The organism is Edaphobacter sp., from assembly GCF_028283685.1.
In the GTDB taxonomy this organism is placed as follows: domain Bacteria; phylum Acidobacteriota; class Terriglobia; order Terriglobales; family Acidobacteriaceae; genus Edaphobacter.
The window spans coordinates 181,369-199,845 of sequence record NZ_JAPWKF010000005.1; the positions used below are offsets into that span (position 1 = coordinate 181,369).

Sequence of the window (18,477 nt, forward strand, 5' to 3'; positions counted from 1 at the left end):
GACGCCCTCCTGTCGTTCAAGCCGTGCGCCGACTAAACCAGCTCGGTGATCGGCTTCCACTCCCGCTTCTGAGCTGCAGCGACGGCCTCGTAGGTCAGCACGCCGTCGAAGGTATTGACGCCTTCTGCAATGCCCTTGTCCTCCTGGATCGCCTTCTTCGCACCGAGCTTCGCCAGCTTCGCAACATAGGGGAAGGTGGCATTGGTCAGCGCAAGCGTGGAGGTGTTGGGAACGGCAGCGGGCATATTTGTAACGCAATAATGCACCACGCCATTCACCTCGTACGAGGGATCGCTGTGCGTCGTCGGATGGGCTGTTTCGATGCAGCCGCCCTGATCGATAGCGACGTCCACGACCACGGCACCCTTCTTCATCTTCGAGACCATCTGCTTCGTCACGATCTTCGGCGCCGCGGCTCCGGGGATCAGTACGCCGCCGATCAGCAGGTCGGCCTCGCTGACCGCGCGCTCGATGTTGTAGCTGTTCGAGGCCATGGTGAAGACCCTGCCATTGAAGATGTCGTCCAGCTCGCGCAGGCGGTTCAGGTTCAGGTCAACCATGGTGACCTTGGCTCCCATGCCGAGGGCAATCTTGGCTGCGTTGGTGCCGACGATGCCTCCGCCGATGATGCAGACGTTGGCCGGGGGAACTCCCGGAACGCCGCCCAGCAGCAGTCCGCGTCCGCCATGCTCCTTGGTCAGATACTCGGCGCCTACCTGCACACTGAGGCGTCCTGCCACCTCGCTCATCGGCGTCAGCAGCGGAAGCGCTCCGGTGCGGTCGCGCACAGTCTCATAGGCGATGCCGGTGACCTTCTTCTCCAGCAACGCATTCGTCAGACCCTCAATGGGAGCGAGGTGCAGGTAGGTGAACAGAACGAGCCCCTCGCGGAAATTGCGATACTCGCTCTCGACCGGCTCCTTCACCTTGACGACCATATCGGCGAGTCGCCAGACGTCATAGGCCGAACCGACGATCTCGGCGCCGGCATCCTGGTACTCTTCATCCGGCATGGCGGAGAGTGCTCCGGCCTTCTGCTCAACAAGAACCTTATGACCTGCCTCCACGAGCGCCTTTACGCCTGCGGGTGTAACGCCCACCCTGCTCTCGTGGTCTTTCACTTCCTTCGGAACGCCAATAATCATCGCTAAGTTCACTCCACGATTGATTGTATCCAGTTCAGCTATCAGTCATTCGGTGAGTTCTTCCTCATGGCCCGCTGACCGTACAGATCTACCGCCCTGGCTTGCCACTTCATAGAAATTCCCATTTTGCTACTGACCGGCAAGATACTTTTGTGCGGAAAACTCCGGTTGGGGTTGGACTCTTGTAGGATTCGTGCTAATCATCGTTCGAGGCCTCACAACGAATCGGTGTCGGAAGAACCGGTTTCGGCCTCTGCGCCGCGGGCCGGTGTCCCATAGATTAACCGTCCCCTTCCCTCCCGGAAACACTCGTTTAGTGGCTTTACAATGGAAATAGACTTCACCCATCAGGAATCGACCCGCAGAATGTCCTCGAACGCCTTTCAGACCCGTTACTCCCGCATCCATAACATGCGGTCTCTCTTCAGCTTGTTTTCGAGCGATCTTGCCATCGACCTCGGGACCGCGAATACGCTGGTCTATGCCCTCGGCAAAGGAATCATTGTTAACGAGCCCTCCATTATTGCGGTCAACAAGGTAACGAACGAGGTCGAAGCCGTCGGTAAAGAGGCCAAGGAGATGCTGGGCCGCACCCCCGGCAACATCGTCGCTATCAAGCCGATGAAGGACGGCGTCATCGCTGACTTCCGCCATACGGAGAAGATGCTTAACTACTTCATCCAGAAGGCGCATAACCGCAAGATGATGGTGCATCCGCGCATCGTGATCGGCGTGCCGTCGGAGATCACGCAGGTAGAAAAGCGCGCCGTCATGGACTCGGCCTACCGGGCCAAGGCGTCGGAGGTTCACCTGGTGGAGCAGGCGATGGTGGCCGCGATCGGCGCCGGCCTGCCGATCACCGAGGCGGGCGGCAACATGGTCGTCGACATCGGCGGCGGAACGACGGACATTGCGGTGATCTCGCTGGCGGGCATCGTGTATTCGCGCTCGGTGCGCATGGCCGGAAACCAGATGGACGAGGCCGTGATCACCTACCTGAAGCGCAAGTACAACCTGCTGATCGGTGAGCGCACGGGCGAGCAGATCAAGATGCAGCTCGGGTCAGCGTACCCGCTGGACAAGCCGCTCTCGATGGAGGTCAAGGGCCGTAACCTGATCGAAGGCGTGCCGAAGACGATCACCATCGACGATTCAGAGATCCGGGAGGCGCTTTCGGAGTGCATCTCAACGATCATCAACGCGATTCGCGTGGCTTTGGAGCGGACGCCTCCGGAGCTTTCGGCTGATATCTCGGACCGCGGCATCGTCCTGACGGGCGGCGGCGCTTTGATCAAGAACCTCGACAAGCGCATTCGTGAGGAGACGGGGCTGCCGGTTTCGATCGCTGACGATCCACTGGCTTCGGTGGTTCTTGGCACGGGCAAGATGCTGTCGGACTTCAAGCTGCTGCGCAAGATCTCGATTGACTAAGACCCCTACCCCCCCCATGGTTGGTAGGTAAATTATTGATTTTGAAGGTCTTGCTGGATCATGTTTTTGTAAAATCTTGATTCAACGTGGCTTAGAGGTAAAATCTTGAAAACAAAAGGGATGCCTGGATAACTCCGGCATCCCTTTTGTTTTGAGTCTGATTTCTTCCTTTTTCCGGCCCTGATTCCATTGTAGCGATCGCAGGAAATTGACAGGCAGAGTCCATCTGTAATGTTTTCAGTGTTTTGCCGTGTCTTCGGGCTTGACAGCTTCCTTGATGGCGGTTGAGTTGTGGGGCAGGAGGCTGACCCTTACCCGATCGACGCGTCGGCTGGTGGAGGCCAGGATCTCAAAGCTGAGGCCATCCTCTTCGATGACCTCGCCGGGCGAGGGGATGCGGCCTGCGATCTCGGAGACCAGGCCGCCGACCGTGGTGGACTCGTGGTCTTCGGCCAGACGCTGGATGCTGGCCTCGTGGTCGAGTTCCTCGGAGGATTCGGCTTCGCTGGATTCGGTCTCGCTGTCTTCGGCGGGGCGGGTGTTCGGCGCGGCCAGATGTTCGGCGAAGAGCTCGCGCAGGCGGGAGAGTTCGAAGTTGCCGGGCAGGGCGAAGGAACCGTCAGCCTGATGCACCGGCTCTTCGTCGGGCTCGGACTCGTCGTGTTCGTCGGCGATGTCGCCGACGATGGCCTCGAGGAGGTCTTCGATGGTGACCAGCCCGGCGACGCCGCCGTACTCGTCGATGACGACGCGCATGTGCTGCTTCTCGCGCTGCATCTCGCGGAGCAGCTCGGAGACCTTCTTGGTCTCGGGAACGAAGGCGGCGGGCCGCTGAATCTGCGCGACAGTGCGCGTGCCGGCCTCGATGTCGAGGATCTTCAGCAGGTCGTGCGCGAAGGCGATGCCGGTGACATGGTCGATGGAGCCGGAGTAGACGGGGACGCGGGAGAAGGCATGCTCGTTGATGGCTGTGGTGAACTCTCGCAGGGTGAGGGTTCCGGGGACGGCGAAGACCTCGGGGCGGGGTGTCATCACCTCGCGGACGACCATATCGCCGAACTCGACGACGGAGCGCACCAGTTCGCGGTCGGACTCCTCCAGGATGCCCTCTTCCTCGCCTGCCTCGAGCAGGGCGTCCATCGCCTCGGAGGAGTGCTCTTCTTCAGCTGTGTCCTCGGGCTCGGCCAGGGCCGCGATGGAGAGCAGCAGCTGCAGCACGATGGTGACGGGCAGGATGATGTAGAAGATCACCTGCATGAGGTAGACGATCTTCCTCATCCACAGGCCACGGGTGCGGGCGAAGAGGATCTGCGGGATCAGCCGGTCGAAGATGAGGATGAGCAGGATCAGCTCTGCGGCGGCTCGTGCGATGGCTCCCGGCGTGGGCGACTCCAGCAGTGCGTTGTCGCGGGTGTAGAGGTTCAAACCCCACAGCAGCGACATGGCGGCGAGCGTGAGCTGCCGCAGCACCGAGGCCGACAGGGCGATGGATTCGCGGCCCAGGCGCAGCTTTGGCTCGATGCTCTGTTCCCAGGAGTCGATGTTGTCCTGGTACTCGCGGGCGAGAAACTTGCCCATCTCCGAGTAGATGCGATCGATGTAGGAGGTCAGGGCCAGCACGACCAGAAGCACGGTCAGCGTGATGTTGTAGGCGATGTTCATGCCCTCCTCCGCGGCGCTCGCTTCTGCGGCGTCTGGACGCGCTCGATCAGTGTGGAGGGCAGCTTGAGGCTGGTGCGCAGCTCGGCCTCGCGGGCGGCCATCTCGCCGTTGTCGACCTCGTGGTCCATGCCGGCGAGATGCAGCAGACCGTGGAGCATCAGCACGCGAATCTCATCGCCGAGGGAGTGCCCGAAGCTGGCGGCCTGTTTCGCCGCGGTGTCGAGCGAGATGGCGAGATCGCCGGCGTGCAGCTGGAAGATCTCTTCGGGCGTGGGGAAGCTGAGGACGTCGGTGGCTTTGTTCTTCTTGCGGAACTGGCGATTGAGGGTCTTGATCCCGGCGTCGCCGGTGAGGAGCACATCGACCTCGCCGGCGATGCCCACAGCCTCGCGCGCGCGATTGAGGAAGCGCGTCAGCGTTGATTTCGCAGGCGTCTCAGCCTGCACAGTACTGGAAGGGTCGATGGTGATCATCGTCAGATTGATTGTAGCTTGTTGGTTTTTCGCAAGTCGTCAAAAGGCGGATTTCATGCGGTCACGATGACCGATAGGGGAAACAGAACAAGTCCGATCACACCAAGCCATTTTCTTTGTCCTGGAACAGTCCTCTTCGTCCTGGAACGGTCCAATGAGGGCACAGAATCCTGCTGCGAATCCCAGCACCGTGAAGGATTCTGCTGAAAGAGAGATGCTGCCCCAAGGTATCGGGGCAGCATCCGCTCTTAAGTTCAGACATCGTTAGTTCAGACATGGTTGCTGCTGTTACTGCGGCTTGGCTACGGGCTTGGACTTGCTGCCATTCATCGTGCCATCGGGCATGACGTTATCTCCCATGGAGAGCGGCAGCTCCTGCTGGGCGCGGCCGTAGCTGTCGTAGGCGCGGACGATGCGCTGGACCAGGTGGTGCCGCACGACGTCGACGTCTTCGAAGTGGCAGAAGCGGATGCCCTCGACGCCATCGAGCACATGCAGCGCCTCGAGCAGGCCGGATTTCTTCGGGTTGGGAAGATCGGTCTGCGTGAGGTCGCCGGTGATGACGGCCCTGGAGTTGTTGCCGAGGCGGGTGACGAACATCTTCATCTGCTCGGTGGTGGTGTTCTGCGCCTCGTCCATGATGATGAAGGCGTCGTTGAGGGTGCGGCCGCGCATGAAGGCGAGCGGCGCAATCTCAATGACATTGGTCTCCAGCATCTTGTCGATCTTGATGGGGTCGACGAGATCGTAGAGCGCGTCGTAGAGCGGCCGCAGGTAGGGATCGACCTTCTCCTGGAGGGAGCCGGGGAGGAAGCCGAGTTTTTCGCCGGCCTCGACCGCGGGGCGGACCAGGATGATGCGGCTGACTTTTTTGGCCAGCAGGGCGGAGACGGCCATGGCGACGGCGAGGTAGGTCTTGCCGGTACCGGCAGGTCCGAGGCCGAAGGTCATATCGCTCTGCTCGATGGCCTCGACGTACTTACGCTGGTTGGGGGAGCGTGGATTGACCATGCGCTTGGTTCCGGCCGAGCGCTGCTTGCCGGAGTCGACCAGCGATTTGAGCGTCACCGAGGGGTCGGTGACGAGCAGTTTGAGCATTCCGTTGAGTTCACCGTTGTGCAGGTTGACGCCGCCTTTGCGCAGCGACTCGAAGTCCGCGAAGACACGTTCGACCCGCGCGACTTCATCCGGTGTACCGGTGACATGGATGGCGTCGGAGCGAAGGTCGATGGTGACGTGCAGCCCGTCTTCGAGCAGGCGCAGGTTTTCGTCGTGGGTTCCGTAAAGGGTTTCGATGCCTGGGGTGATTTCGATGGATTGTTTGATCAAGAGTTAGGCTGACCTCCGTCAGGCGAAGCAGGGTTAGCTTCCGTTGTATTGGACACACCGTACTTGTGCGAGGTTGCGGTCATGTGACAACCCTCGAAAGGGAAGACGCATGGCGCAGGGACGACTTGGGTTTTTGGTGGGATTCCGACCGGGATGGCGAGAGTTGCCAATGTTTGCCGAAGATGGGCACAGACTAGACCCGGTGGCGGTGCGAGGTCAAGAGGCATTTGTCACAGCCTGTGAATCCAAAGGGGTAACCGGTGGAATGGGGCCAAAGAGGAGCCCGGAACGGTGGGATTCCTGAATGGTTTCGCTGGAATTCGTTGACCTTAGACCGGGTTTTCCGTAGACTTAGAGATTGCAGAGGATGGTTCAGGCTGTGAATTCGGCCAGCCTGGAGCTGCATCCGAAAATTCCCCGACAACAACCGGGTTAAGAGAGAGATTTTAGACATGGCAAATCATGTTTCGTCCCTGAAGCGCGCACGTCAGACCGAGAAGAAGACTGCGGTCAACCGCGCGAACAAGAGCAAGCTCCGTGGCACCCTGCGCACCCTGCGCGAGGCAATCGCCAAGGGAGACAGCAATGAGCTGAAGACCGTTTACAGCGCAACCGTTTCGGTTCTCGACAAGAGCGTCCAGAAGGGCGTGCTGCACAAGAACACGGCGAGCCGCTACAAGAGCCGTCTGAACGCCCGCGTCAAAGCGGTCGTCACCAAGGCTGCCTAAGCCAAAGCCTTTCGAGTCAGGTTTCAATCGAGGCACGATCACATCCGTGGTCGTGCCTCATCTTCTGTTGGCTATCCTGCCGGCTGATGCTCCGGTACGTGCGCCCTGGAGTGCGTGGTCAGGGTGATCGCGGCGAACAGGATGAGGCAGCCGCCGGTCCAGGCGGTGGGGCCAAGATGCTCGCCCAGGGCGAAGACCCCGAGCAGGCTCCCGATCAGCGGCTCCATGTTCAGCAGAACGCCAGCCTGTGAGGCGGGAACCTGCGTCATGCCCCAGTTCCACAGCAGCGTTGTGGTGGCGGTGCAGAGAACGCCGCTGGCTGCGAGCGCGAGCCATGCCTTCAGCGAGACATGTGCGATGGGCGGCAGGCCATACCGCATCGGTACCCAGAACATCAGCATCAGCGTGCCCAGCAGAAGACCGTAGGCGGTGACGACGATGGGGGAGTGGGTGTCCATCAGGCGCTTGTTGAGAAGAATCCAGAAGAGGGCGATCGCCAGCGAGAGCACGACCAGAAGGTCGCCCGTGAGCGAGGGATTGCCCGCGCCGGTGGCGTGATGGCCGAGCGCGATCAGTGCGGCTCCCGTGGTGGAACCTGCAAGGGCGATCCAGCCGGTGAGGTCGAGGCGCTCATGGGCAAAGATGGTGGCTCCGACCGCCAGGATGACCGGCATGGTGCCGACCATCAGCGCGGCATGCGAGACGGTCGTGAGCGACAGGCCGTAGAACTGCAGCAAAAACTGCACCGGGATGCCCAGAAAGGATGCGATGGCGAGGGTGCGCCACTCGCGTGCTTTGAGGCCGGGGCGGTGGGTCACCAGCAGCGGCAGCAGCGGAAGCATGGCGAACAGGAAGCGGTAGAGCACCATGTGCGCGAAGTTCATCTCGGCCAGGGCGATCTTGCCGAAGAAGAAGCCGCAACCCCACAGGGCGCTGGCGCTGGCACAGGCGAGAAAGCCGACAGCTCGACGCTTCGGTTGCAAGGATGGCATGTCTTCACTCTCGCACAAAGGAAAGGGGCGCAGCACGAAGGCTGCGCCCCATCCTGTCATCTGCTGTCAGCTACCAGACGCGGCAGCTGTTGGCGGGAACCATCGGCGTGTCCTGCTTGCAGCTGAAGGCATTGGCGAAGCCCGGTTGATTGACGATGGCGCCGTTCGCCCGGAAGTGATCGGGCGAGTGCGGATCGGTGAGCACCTGCTGGCGGATGGCGTCGGGCCGCGAGTTTTCGCACCAGTTCTGCGCATAGGCGATGTAGAAGCGCTGTGGCGCGGTGTAGCCGTTTACCTTCGCGTTGAGGTCGACGCTGTTCTGCTTCGCGCGCTCGAGGTAGGCCATGTAAGCGAGGACGAGGCCGCCGTTGTCGGCGGTGTTCTCGCCGAGCGTCAGCTTGCCGTTCACCTTCACATCATCGACGGCGACGAAGTTACCGTATTCGTTTACGAGGCAGTCGGTCCGCGTCTCGAACTTCTTCGCGTCCTCGGGCGTCCACCAGTCGCTAAGGTTGCCCTTGGCGTCGAACTTGCGGCCCTCGTCGTCGAAGCCGTGGGTCAGCTCGTGGCCGATGACGGCGCCGATGTGGCCGTAGTTCACGGCGTCATCCTGCTTCTGGTCGTAGAAGGCAGGTTGAAGGATGCCGGCGGGGAAGTTGATGTCGTTCATGCTGGGGTCGTAGTAGGCGTTGACGGTGGGCGGCGTCATGCCCCACTCGTTGTGGTCGACGGGCTTGCCGATCTTGTTCAGCACGCGATCGTTTTCAAAGGCCGTGGCGCGGAAGCGGTTGCCGAGGGCATCGTCGGCCTTGACCTCGAGCTTCGTATAGTCGCGCCACTTGTCGGGGTAGCCGATCTTGTTGGCGATGCCGTGCAGCTTCTCCTTGGCGCGAACCCGGGTGGTGTCGGACATCCAGTCGAGGTGGTCGATGTCGTTGCTCATCGCGAGCTCGATGTCGTGGACCATCTCGAGCATCTTGGCTTTGCTGTCTCCGGCGAAGTACTTCGAGACGTAGACCTCGCCGAGCGCCTCGCCCAGCGAGCCGTTGACGGCGTTGGAGCAGCGCTTCCAGCGTGCGCTCTGCTCGGGCTGGCCGGTCAGCTTGCGGCCGTAGAAGTCGAAGTTCTCATCATCGAACTTCCTGGGCAGGCGGCTGGCCGATGTGGTCAGCAGGTGATAGCGCATGTAGGCCTTCAGGGTGGCGATGTCGGTGCCGCGCATTGCCTTCATCATCGCCGTCAGGAACTCGGGGTTGGAGTTGTTCACCTCGGAGATCTCGGGTGACTGGATGCCCTTGCGGAACTGGTTGAAGGCGGGGGGCGAAATGGTCTCGTGGAAGGTGGCGATGGTCTGCGGGTGGTAGGTCTTTTCGGGATCGCGGCGGTCGGTGACAGACATGGAGGCCTTGGCCAGGACGGTCTCAAAGGCCATGATGTCCTCTGCCTGCTTCGTTGCCTCGGCGGCGGGAGTACCGGCCAGCGTCAGCATCTTTGCGACGTGCTCGACATACTGTTTGCGGATGGTCTCATCCTTGGCGCCGGTGCGCAGATAGTAGTCGCGCTCGGGCAGGCCGAGTCCGGCCTGGTCGACGAAGGCGATCTGCTTGCTGGCGTCCTTGAAGTCCTGCTGTTCGCCGTAGCCGAAGAAGACATCGACGCCGATGCGCTGCAACTCGCCGATCAGCTCAGGCAGGTCGCGCACGGAGTGGACGGCGTTGATCTTGTCCATCCAGGGTTGGAGCGGCTGAAGACCGTTGGCCTCGATGGCGCTGGTGTCCATGCAGCTCTTGTAGTAGTCGCCAATCTTCTGTTCGTTGGGGGTGCGTCCTGCACCGCCGGCGGCGGCCTGGGTGAGGATGCCGTTCAGGGACTGCGTGTTGACGTTATAGAGGGCGTAGAACTGATCGACGCCCGGCTGATCGCTGGGGATGGGATGGTTGGCGGCGAACTTGCCGCAGGCAAACTTGTAGAAGTCGTTGCAGGGATTGACGGAGGCGTCGATGGACGACATGTCAAAGCCGGGAATGGGTTTATAGACCTCGTTCGGTTTTTCGCTGCTGTTTGCGGTTCCCTGGGCCAGGCAGACCCCGGCGGCGAGAACGGCGACGGCCCCCAGGCCGAAGACGCCTCCCAGATTGCGTTTCAGGCCATCCATCATTCGATTCATAGTCATGCAGTTCCTCGTTTTTATCCTTTTGCGACTCTCAAAACAGTGCTGTGTCTTCTATTGTTCCATCCCGGAAACGCCGGCAGAAGTGCTTCCCATTGGCGGGGGGAAGCGTCTGTGAAACATTAGTCTTTAGCGCTCGGATGGGATACGCGCCTCTGATCATGCCGGTTCCAAGCATCATCCACGGTCTAATACGCCAGCGCAAGCTGGCAGGACTCGCCATGCTGGCGATTTGCCTTCAATTTGTGACTGGCGAGGCAGCGGCCAAAGATAGCCGCGCGGTATTGCGCATTCCGCTGGAGCCGACGGGCTTCGAGGCGTCGCAATCGCAGTTCCTGCTGGCCGGCGGGTCGATGATGACGGTCGACTTTATCGACGACCAGCACCTGCTGCTGACCTATAACGTCAAACGCCTGCTGAAACGGCTGCCGGATTGCCCGCCCTCCGACCAGGACCGCGAGGTGGATGCCGTTGTCCTGCAGCTGCCGGACGGCAAGCCGGTCGCCCGCGCCTCGTGGCGGTTTCACGACCGCGGCCAGTATCTCTGGCGGCTCGGTCACGGACGCTTCCTGCTGCGTAACCGGAACGAACTCTGGACGCTGTCGCCGATGATCAACCTGGCCAGCGGCAACGCCTTCAAGCAGAGACCGCTGATCGAGACCAAACGCCGCATCGCCGGGCTGCTGGTTTCTCCCGATGCCGACCTGATGATTGTGGAGACGCTGGAGGCGGAGAAGCCCAGAGGGCTGGAGGAGGCGACCGGCGCCTCTTCGTCGCAGCAGACGGACGAGTCGAAAGAGCGGGCCGAGATGCCGGTGCAGATCAACTTCTTCTCGGTCATCTATGGCGATGCCGATGCGGTGGACCTGACGCCGGGCGAGGCGGCGCGCTCGCGGACGCCGGGACGGATTCCCGCCAACTCGGCTGGCTTCCTCGCCATGGTGGACCAGGGGCAGCAGCGCTGGGCCTTCGACTTCAACACCTATGACGGCAAGAGGCTGGAGCTGTCGCCGTTCGATTCGACGTGCAAGCCCTCGCCCATTCTTGTGAGCCGCGGCGAGTTTATCGCATTCGGCTGCCACACGAGCCGCACCCCGCAGGTGATCGGCGGCTTCAACATGCGCGGCGAGGAGATGTGGGAGCAGAATATGACGGAGAGCTACCTTGCACCGACATTTTCGTATGCTCCGGCCGCGGGCCGCTTTGCCTTCAGCCGCATGATTACGCACAGCAACCTGACCAGTGACGACTCTCTTTCGCCCGAGATGATCGCCGGGCAGAACATTATCGTCTACCAGACCAATACCGGAGCGCAGCTGCTGCATATCAATGCGACGCCGGTCGCTCGCGCGGGGCAGAACTTCGCGCTCTCGCCCGATGGCATGAGCCTGGCCGTGATGCGCGGCGATGCGATTGAGGTCTATCCGCTGCCGGGGTTGACGGGCAAGGATCGCGAGGCGGTGCAGCAGGCGGAGACCTCGGCGCCTCGGCTGACGGGAGGAGCACGGCGGCCGCTGTCGGCGGCGCTGTCTTCGTCGAGCCCGGAGAATGCGGCGCCTGCAGCGGCACCGTCGCAGGCAGCTCCGCCGAGTGCTGCTCCAGCAGTGCCGCCGGGACCATCGGCAGCCGCTGTTCCTGCCCCGGCGGCGGATAGTACACCGCCGCTCCAGAGCGCACCTGCGGGGGACGAAGGGAATACGGTGGGAGATGAGCAGCCTCGGCGCAAGCCTCCGACGCTCTACAACGAGCCGGGAGAGCAGCCGAGGGGCGATCGTCCAGAGTAAATACAGATGGCCAGCCGATAGGATGGGCCGCGCCCGGTGACTCCGAGGGCCAACTTCGTCGAGAAGAAGGATCGTGCCGCAGCCTTCTGACACTGTGCGGGGAGCTCTTCGGCAAACTGCTGGCGTGTAGTATGTTGGCGTGCGAACTCCATTACTTCTTTTGCTTGCTCTGCTTACAGGCCCATGTGTCTCTGCGCAGAAGGTGACGCTGCCGCTATGGCCTGACGGCAATCCCGAGCCATATCAAGGCGCGGCCGAGACGGACATCACCAAGCCGACAGACCGCCTGGTGCAGGGCAAGGCGCTCTCTCACATGACCAACGTCGGCAAGCCAACACTGGCGTTTTATCCGGCGCCTGCGGAGAAGAATACGGGCGTGACGGTGGTGGTCTTTCCGGGCGGCGGCTACAAGATTCTGGCGTATGACCTGGAGGGCACGGAGGTCTGCACGTGGCTGAACGAGGCTGGCATCAACTGCGCGCTGGTGAAGTATCGCGTGCCGATCGAGAAGAAGTATCCCGAGGACACGCAGGATCTTGAGGATGCACAGCAGGCGATGCGGATCACGCGGTCGCACGCGGAAGAGTGGAAGCTGGACCCGCATCGTGTGGGGGTGCTGGGGTTCTCGGCGGGCGGGCATCTTGTGGTCGTGCTGGGCAATCATCCGGACTTCAAGCGGGCGAACGAGCCCGCGACGGAGTCGGCGATCAGCGCGAGGCCGGACTTTATTGTGGCGATCTATCCGGCGTACCTGACCGAGGGGCCGGGGCTGACGCAGCTGGCCAAGGGGATCGACCCGGTGGCGACGGCTCCGCCGACGTTCCTGGCGCAGACGGCGGACGACCCTGTCCATGTAGAGAATGTGCTGGTTTACGCTGAGGCGCTGAAGACGTTGAAGGTGCCGTTTGAGCTGCATGTCTTCAACGAGGCGGGGCATGGATATGGCCTGCGTCCGGGACCGCTGCCGGTGACGCACTGGCCGGCTCTGGTGGAGACGTGGCTGCACACGATTGATATGTTGCCGGGTAAGTAGAGCCGTTTTGTATTGCCGGGAGACGAGGACGCATGAAGAAGGCATTGCTCACCATCGGTCAGTTTCTGCTGTTCCTGGTTGTCTTTGCGGCGGGAAGCTTTCTGCATCCACTTAATTTCCATTGGGCGCAGAAGACGACGGCGGCGGGGGTGACGAGCGTCTTTATCGCCGATGGGCTGCTGCTGGCGACCGGGCTTTTTGTGGCGATTGTGGCGGTGCAGGCGCTCCTCAAGCGACGATGCGATACCCCGTGGACGGTGGTCGGTTTTCTGCTGGCGGTCGGAGTGGGATACGCGATCCGGCTGGGGTTCATCACCCGCGACTTCTAGGAGTCAGGGACAGGGCTGAGGAAAACCGGGCCGATGTGTGGGAGATTTTCCGGCGGGGCGGATTTGACACGGGTTAGGGGCGCCAGGCATTGTCAATCCCCCTTGGGATCAACGGTGATGCCCCTTTCTTCTTGTCGGCGGTGAACGGGGCTTTGGTACACTCACGCCAATAGCCCAACAAATGCCGCCGTTTTGGGCAGGCGGCGCACGTCACTTTTGCGCTTCACAAAGGAATTGCTCACCGATGAGTTCCTCGACTGCTCCAGAATCCTTCGATCTTTCCCGCCGCAGCATCGTTTACTTCTCGATGGAGATTGCACTTGCTCCCTCGGTTCCCACCTACTCGGGTGGCCTTGGCATGCTTGCGGGCGATACTCTTCGCTCGGCGGCAGACATGTCGGCTCCGATGGTGGCGGTCTCCCTGGCGCATCGCCGCGGCTACTTCCGGCAGATTCTCTCGGACGTCGGCCAGCAGTCCGAGGCTGACGTTCCGTGGTCACCGGAGACGACGCTTCCGGCAGGCCCGACGGTGACGATCAACATGCAGGGGCGCGAGCTGAAGATCCGCTCGTGGCGTTTCGATGTGGTGGGTACGACCGGGCACGTGGTGCCGGTCTACCTGCTGGACGCCGATGTCGAGGGCAACGACGCGTGGGACCGCAAGCTGACCGATCATCTTTATGGTGGGGACACCTACTATCGCCTGTGCCAGGAGACGATCCTCGGTATCGGCGGCATCGCGATTGTGCAGGCCCTGGGCGTCGATCCCGAGGTTTACCACATGAACGAAGGCCACGCGGCGCTGCTGACTATCGGCCTGGTGGAGCAGAAGCTTAAAGGACGCGCGGTGACCGAGGCGACCGACGCCGATCGCGCGTGGGTGCGCAAGCAGTGCGTCTTCACGACGCATACGCCGGTTCCGGCAGGGCATGACCAGTTTGGCTCTGACCAGATGTACCAGGTTCTTGGGCACGATCGCGGCACGGCTGTGGAAGCCGCGGGTGGGATGCACAACGGCCTGATGAACATGACGTACCTCGCACTGGGCGATGTCGCGTTATGTGAACGGCGTGGCGATGCAGCACGGCAAGGTCTCGCAGGTGATGTTCCCCGAGTACAAGGTTCACTCGATCACGAACGGCGTGCATGCGGCGACGTGGCTGTCGGAGGGCTTCCAGGAGCTGTTCGACGATGAGATTCCCGACTGGCGCACGGACAACCGCTACTTCCGTTCGGTGTACGGCATTGATCCGGCGCGCATCGCGGCCTGCCACATCAAGAACAAGCAGAAGCTGTTTGCTGTATTGGCGCGGCGCACGGGACACTACTTCAACCCCTCGGTGCTGACGCTGGGCTTTGCCCGCCGCGTGGCGACGTACAAGCGTGCGAGCCTGCTGCTGGACGATCCGGCACGGCTGGTGAGCCTGGCGGAGAAGATCGGCGGCCTGCAGATTCTGTACGCGGGCAAGGCGCATCCGGCGGACAACGCGGGCAAGGCGCTGATCAAGGACGTGTACGAGGCGGCTGTGAAGCTGAACTCGGCGTCGCTGAAGATCTACTACGTGGAGAACTATGACTGGGAGCTGGGCGCGCTGCTGACGCAGGGCGTCGATGTCTGGGTGAATACGCCGCGCCGTCCGTACGAGGCTTCGGGTACTTCGGGCATGAAGGCTGCGCTGAACGGCGTGCCGTCGCTGTCGATTCTCGATGGATGGTGGATCGAGGGCTGCGCGGAGAACACGACGGGATGGGCGATCGAGGACGGCGAGAACGAAGCCGCCGAGGCAGCAAGCCTGTACACGAAGCTGGAGAAGAGCATCGCTCCGATGTGGTCGAACCCGAACGCGTGGGCGAAGCTGCAGCAGCACTGTATCGGCATCAACGGAACGTTCTTCAATACGCATCGCATGCTGAGCCAGTACCTGGGCAACGCGTACTTCCCCTACACCGATACGCATACGCGCGTGGCGATCAACACGGGCTCGCAGCAGATGGGCGATATCGCGGAGCTGGCGAAGGTCCGCAAGTAAGCCTGCTGAACGAAAAAGAAGAACCCCGGTCGATGACCGGGGTTCTTTGCGTCGGGGGGTTGCTGAAGAAGCTAGTCGCCAGCGACCGGGTGGGGTGCGGCGTGAGCCGGTTTGCGGCGGGTGACGGTGCGTGCGGCGCGGGCGCGCAGGCGGTCGAAGAAGAGGTAGACGACCGGGGTGGTGAAGAGGGTGAGGCACTGCGAGACGATGAGTCCGCCGACGATGGTGATGCCGAGGGGCCGACGCAGCTCGCTGCCGGTGCCGCGACCGAGGGCAAGTGGAAGCCCGCCGAGCAGGGCGGCCATGGTGGTCATCATGATGGGGCGGAAGCGCATCAGGCAGGCCTGGTAGATGGCCTCCTGCGGGGTCTTGCCTTCGAGCCGTTCGGCGGCCAGGGCGAAGTCGATCATCATGATGGCGTTCTTCTTCACGATGCCGATCAGCAGGATGATGCCGATCATGGCGATGACGCTGAGCTCGACGTTCATGAGCAGAAGGGCGAGGATGGCGCCAACGCCGGCGGAGGGCAGGGTGGAGAGGATGGTGAGCGGGTGGATGAAGCTCTCATAGAGCATGCCGAGGACGATGTAGACGGCGATGAGCGCGAGCAGGATGAGCATGGGCTCGCTGGAGAGGGAATCCTTGAAGGCCTGCGCGGTGCCGGCGAAGCCGCCGTGGATGGAGGAGGGCATGCCGATGTTGACGCGTGCCTGCTCGATGGCGACGGTGGCCTGGCTGAGTGAGACGCCGGGGGTGAGGTTGAAGCTGAGGGTCGCGGCGGGGGACTGCGACTGGTGGTTGACGGTCAGCGGCACGCGGCGGGACTCGTAGTGCGTGATGGCGGAGAGCGGGATCATGGAGCCGGTGGTGCTCTTGACGTAGATGTTTTTGAGCGAGTCGGGGTCGCGCTGGTACTGCGGCGCCACCTCCATGACGACGTGGTACTGGTTGAGCGGCATGTAGGTGGTGGAGACCTGCTGCTGTCCAAAGGCGTCGGAGAGGGTGGCGTCGATGGTGAGCGGCGAGACGCCGAGGCGCGAGGCGGTGTCGCGGTCGATGACGAGGCGGGCTTCGAGGCCCTGGTCCTGCTGGTCGGTGGCGACGTCCTTGAGCTCGGGCAGCTTCTGCATGGCGGCCATCAGCTTGGGCGACCACTCGTCGAGGTCGTCGAGGTTGTCGGCGGTGAGCGAGTACTGGTACTGGGTGGCGCTGCCGCGTCCGCCGATGCGCAGCTCCTGCGCGGATTGCAGGTAGAGGGTGACGCCGGGGATGTTGGCGGTCTTGGGACGCAGGCGGTTGATGATGACCTCGGCGGTGTCGCCGTTTTTCTGCCGCAGCTTGTCGTCCTTGAGCGCGATGAACATGTTGCCGGAGTTGGAGCCGCCGCCGCCGGGGCCGCCGCCGCCAACGAAGGCCATGACGTTCTCAATGCCCGGATCTTCGTGGGCGATGCGGGCCATCTCGGTGACCTTCTGCTTCATGGAATCGAAGGAGACGTCCTGCTGGCCACGGATCTGTCCGCTGATGCGGCCGGTGTCCTGCTGGGGAAAGAAGCCTTTGGGGACGAGGACGAAGAGGTACCCGTTGAGGATGACGGTGCCGATGGTGATGGCGAGCACGAGCTTCTGATGATTGAGAACCCAGCGGAGGCCGAGGTCGTACTCATCGGTGAGCCAGTTGAGTGCCTTCTCGCCCCAGATGTAGAAGAGGCCATGCTTGCGCCTATCGTGCGGCTCGAGGAACTTGGCGCTGAGCATGGGCGTGGTGGTGAGCGAGACGACCAGCGAGACCAGAATGGCGGCGGAGAGGGTGACGGCGAACTCACGGAAGAGTCGTCCGACGATGCCGCCCATCAGCAGGATGGGGATGAAGACGGCGATCAGCGAGACGCTCATGGAGACGACGGTGAAGCCGATCTCGCGGGAACCTTCCATCGCTGCCGCGTAGGGGGATTTGCCCATCTCGAGGTGGCGGGAGATGTTTTCGATGACGACGATGGCGTCATCGACGACGAAGCCGGTGGAGATGGTGAGCGCCATCAGCGAGAGGTTGTCGAGCGTATAGCCCATCAGGTACATCACGCCGAAGGTGCCGAGCAGGCTGAGCGGCACGGAGACCGAGGGAATCAGCGTGGAGCGGACCTCGCGCAGGAAGGCGAAGACGACGAGGATGACGAGGACGATGGAGATGATAAGCGTCTCGGTAACGTCCCTGACCGAGGCGCGGATGGTGGTGGTACGGTCGAGCACGACACTGAGGCGCAACGCAGGCGGAATGGAGGCCTGCAGCGTCGGCAGCAGATCGAGAACGTGATCGACGGTGGTGATGACGTTGGCCGTGGAGGTCTTGAAGACGATGACCAGGATGGCGGGCTTGCCGTTGAAGGTGCCGCCGGTGTGGATGTCTTCGACGCTGTCGACGACGCTGGCGACGTCCTGGATGCGCACGACGCTGGTGTTGGCGTTGGCGGCGAGCGTGGTGCTGTTGTTGGTGACGGTCGTGGTGGCGACGGCGCTCTGCAGGGATGTGGGCAGGCTGCTGCTGGCGGCGGCGGAGCTGACGGGGCCGCGGCCGGTGGCGACGATGAGCGGGCCGTAGGCGTCGGCGCCGAAGAGCTGATCGGTGGTGCTGAGGCTCCAGCGCGTGGTCTCGTTCTGCAGGTAGCCTTTGGGCTGGTTGACGTTGACGGTGCCGATGGCGGCACGCAGTGCCTCGAGGCCGAGACCGTAGTTGGCCAACTGCGTGGGGTTGGCCTCGATGCGGACGGCGGGCTTGGCGCTGCCGCCGCAGAAGGTCTGTCCCACGCCTTCGACCTGGGCGATCTTCTGCGCGAGGATACTGTCGCAGGCGTCGTAGATCTGCGGTACCGAGAGGGTGTCGGAGGTGAGCGCGAGGATCAGGATGGGCGAGTCGGCCGGGTTGATCTTGCGGAAGGAGGGGTTCTGCGGCAGGTTGGCCGGAAGCTGGCTGCGTGCGGCGTTAATGGCGGCCTGCACATCGCGTGCAGCGCCGTTGATGTCGCGCGAGAGGTCGAACTGCAGGATGATGGAGCCGTTGCCGAGGCCGGAGGACGAGGTCATCTCGTTGATGCCGGCGATGCGGGCAAACTGGCGTTCGAGCGGGGTGACGATGGCCGAGGCGACGGTCTGCGGATCGGCTCCCGGCTGTCCGGCACCGATGGAGATCACGGGGAACTCGATCTGGGGCAGGCTGGCGACGGGCAGCATCTTATAGGCGACGCATCCGGCGAGGATGATGGCGATCGAGAGCAGGGTGGTGGCAACGGGACGCTTGATGAACGGCGCGGAGAAGTGGAAGCCCGCGGCGCGCGGCATTTTTTCCGCGTCTTCGCGTGCCCGGACTAGATCCTT

The 18,477-nt window shown here is 62.4% G+C and carries 14 protein-coding genes; 7 read left to right on the forward strand and 7 right to left on the reverse strand.

What is annotated here, in order from left to right; translation table 11 throughout:
* Nucleotides 1-32 precede the first annotated feature (32 nt).
* Complete coding sequence (gene ald, locus PW789_RS07860) at nt 33-1,145, reverse strand: alanine dehydrogenase (protein WP_299373948.1); 1,113 nt, start codon at nt 1,143-1,145, stop codon at nt 33-35.
* 366 nt (nt 1,146-1,511) lie between these two features.
* Here ald and PW789_RS07865 point away from each other — a divergent pair, with 366 nt between their 5' ends.
* Entirely contained in the window at nt 1,512-2,576 is a 1,065-nt protein-coding gene (locus tag PW789_RS07865) for a rod shape-determining protein (protein ID WP_299373951.1), read from the forward strand.
* 237 nt (nt 2,577-2,813) lie between these two features.
* Here PW789_RS07865 and PW789_RS07870 read toward each other — a convergent pair whose 3' ends face one another.
* From PW789_RS07870 to PW789_RS07880, 3 genes are all read right to left on the reverse strand, one after another.
* Nucleotides 2,814-4,238, reverse strand: a complete 1,425-nt coding sequence (locus PW789_RS07870) for a hemolysin family protein (RefSeq protein ID WP_299373954.1) — start codon at nt 4,236-4,238, stop codon at nt 2,814-2,816.
* Entirely contained in the window at nt 4,235-4,711 is a 477-nt protein-coding gene (gene ybeY / locus PW789_RS07875) for an rRNA maturation RNase YbeY (protein ID WP_299373957.1), read from the reverse strand. The genes PW789_RS07870 and ybeY overlap by 4 nt, the downstream gene beginning before the upstream one ends.
* Nucleotides 4,712-4,999: 288 nt before the next feature.
* Nucleotides 5,000-6,040 carry a PhoH family protein gene (locus tag PW789_RS07880; RefSeq protein ID WP_299373960.1) on the reverse strand — a complete coding sequence of 347 codons (1,041 nt, stop codon included), beginning with the start codon at nt 6,038-6,040 and terminating at the stop codon, nt 5,000-5,002.
* A gap of 452 nt (nt 6,041-6,492) precedes the next feature.
* On the opposite strand from PW789_RS07880, the gene rpsT reads away from it, so the two are divergent.
* Entirely contained in the window at nt 6,493-6,768 is a 276-nt protein-coding gene (gene rpsT, locus PW789_RS07885; protein WP_299373963.1) for a 30S ribosomal protein S20, read from the forward strand.
* A 71-nt stretch (nt 6,769-6,839) separates the two neighbouring features.
* Here rpsT and PW789_RS07890 read toward each other — a convergent pair whose 3' ends face one another.
* Both PW789_RS07890 and PW789_RS07895 read right to left on the reverse strand, forming a co-directional pair.
* Nucleotides 6,840-7,760 carry an EamA family transporter gene (locus tag PW789_RS07890; RefSeq protein WP_299373965.1) on the reverse strand — a complete coding sequence of 307 codons (921 nt, stop codon included), beginning with the start codon at nt 7,758-7,760 and terminating at the stop codon, nt 6,840-6,842.
* Nucleotides 7,761-7,830: 70 nt separating this feature from the next.
* Nucleotides 7,831-9,933, reverse strand: a complete 2,103-nt coding sequence (locus tag PW789_RS07895; RefSeq protein ID WP_299373968.1) for a M13 family metallopeptidase — start codon at nt 9,931-9,933, stop codon at nt 7,831-7,833.
* Between the two features lie 158 nt (nt 9,934-10,091).
* Here PW789_RS07895 and PW789_RS07900 point away from each other — a divergent pair, with 158 nt between their 5' ends.
* The 5 genes from PW789_RS07900 to glgP (PW789_RS07920) all read left to right on the forward strand — a co-directional run bounded on the left by PW789_RS07900 (nt 10,092) and on the right by glgP (PW789_RS07920) (nt 15,106).
* Entirely contained in the window at nt 10,092-11,714 is a 1,623-nt protein-coding gene (locus tag PW789_RS07900; RefSeq protein WP_299373971.1) for a hypothetical protein, read from the forward strand.
* 139 nt (nt 11,715-11,853) lie between these two features.
* On the forward strand, nt 11,854-12,747 hold the full coding sequence (locus PW789_RS07905; RefSeq protein WP_299373974.1) for an alpha/beta hydrolase: 894 nt from the start codon (nt 11,854-11,856) through the stop codon (nt 12,745-12,747).
* A gap of 32 nt (nt 12,748-12,779) precedes the next feature.
* The gene (locus PW789_RS07910; RefSeq protein WP_299373977.1) at nt 12,780-13,076 is read left to right on the forward strand and encodes a hypothetical protein; all 297 of its coding nucleotides are present in this window, start codon (nt 12,780-12,782) and stop codon (nt 13,074-13,076) included.
* A 244-nt stretch (nt 13,077-13,320) separates the two neighbouring features.
* Entirely contained in the window at nt 13,321-14,271 is a 951-nt protein-coding gene (gene glgP / locus PW789_RS07915; RefSeq protein WP_299373980.1) for an alpha-glucan family phosphorylase, read from the forward strand.
* A complete protein-coding gene (gene glgP / locus PW789_RS07920; protein ID WP_299374385.1) occupies nt 14,180-15,106 on the forward strand; it encodes an alpha-glucan family phosphorylase in 927 nt (308 codons plus the stop codon). The genes glgP (PW789_RS07915) and glgP (PW789_RS07920) overlap by 92 nt, the downstream gene beginning before the upstream one ends.
* Nucleotides 15,107-15,177: 71 nt before the next feature.
* Here glgP (PW789_RS07920) and PW789_RS07925 read toward each other — a convergent pair whose 3' ends face one another.
* Entirely contained in the window at nt 15,178-18,441 is a 3,264-nt protein-coding gene (locus PW789_RS07925) for an efflux RND transporter permease subunit (RefSeq protein WP_299373983.1), read from the reverse strand.
* Nucleotides 18,442-18,477 lie beyond the last annotated feature (36 nt).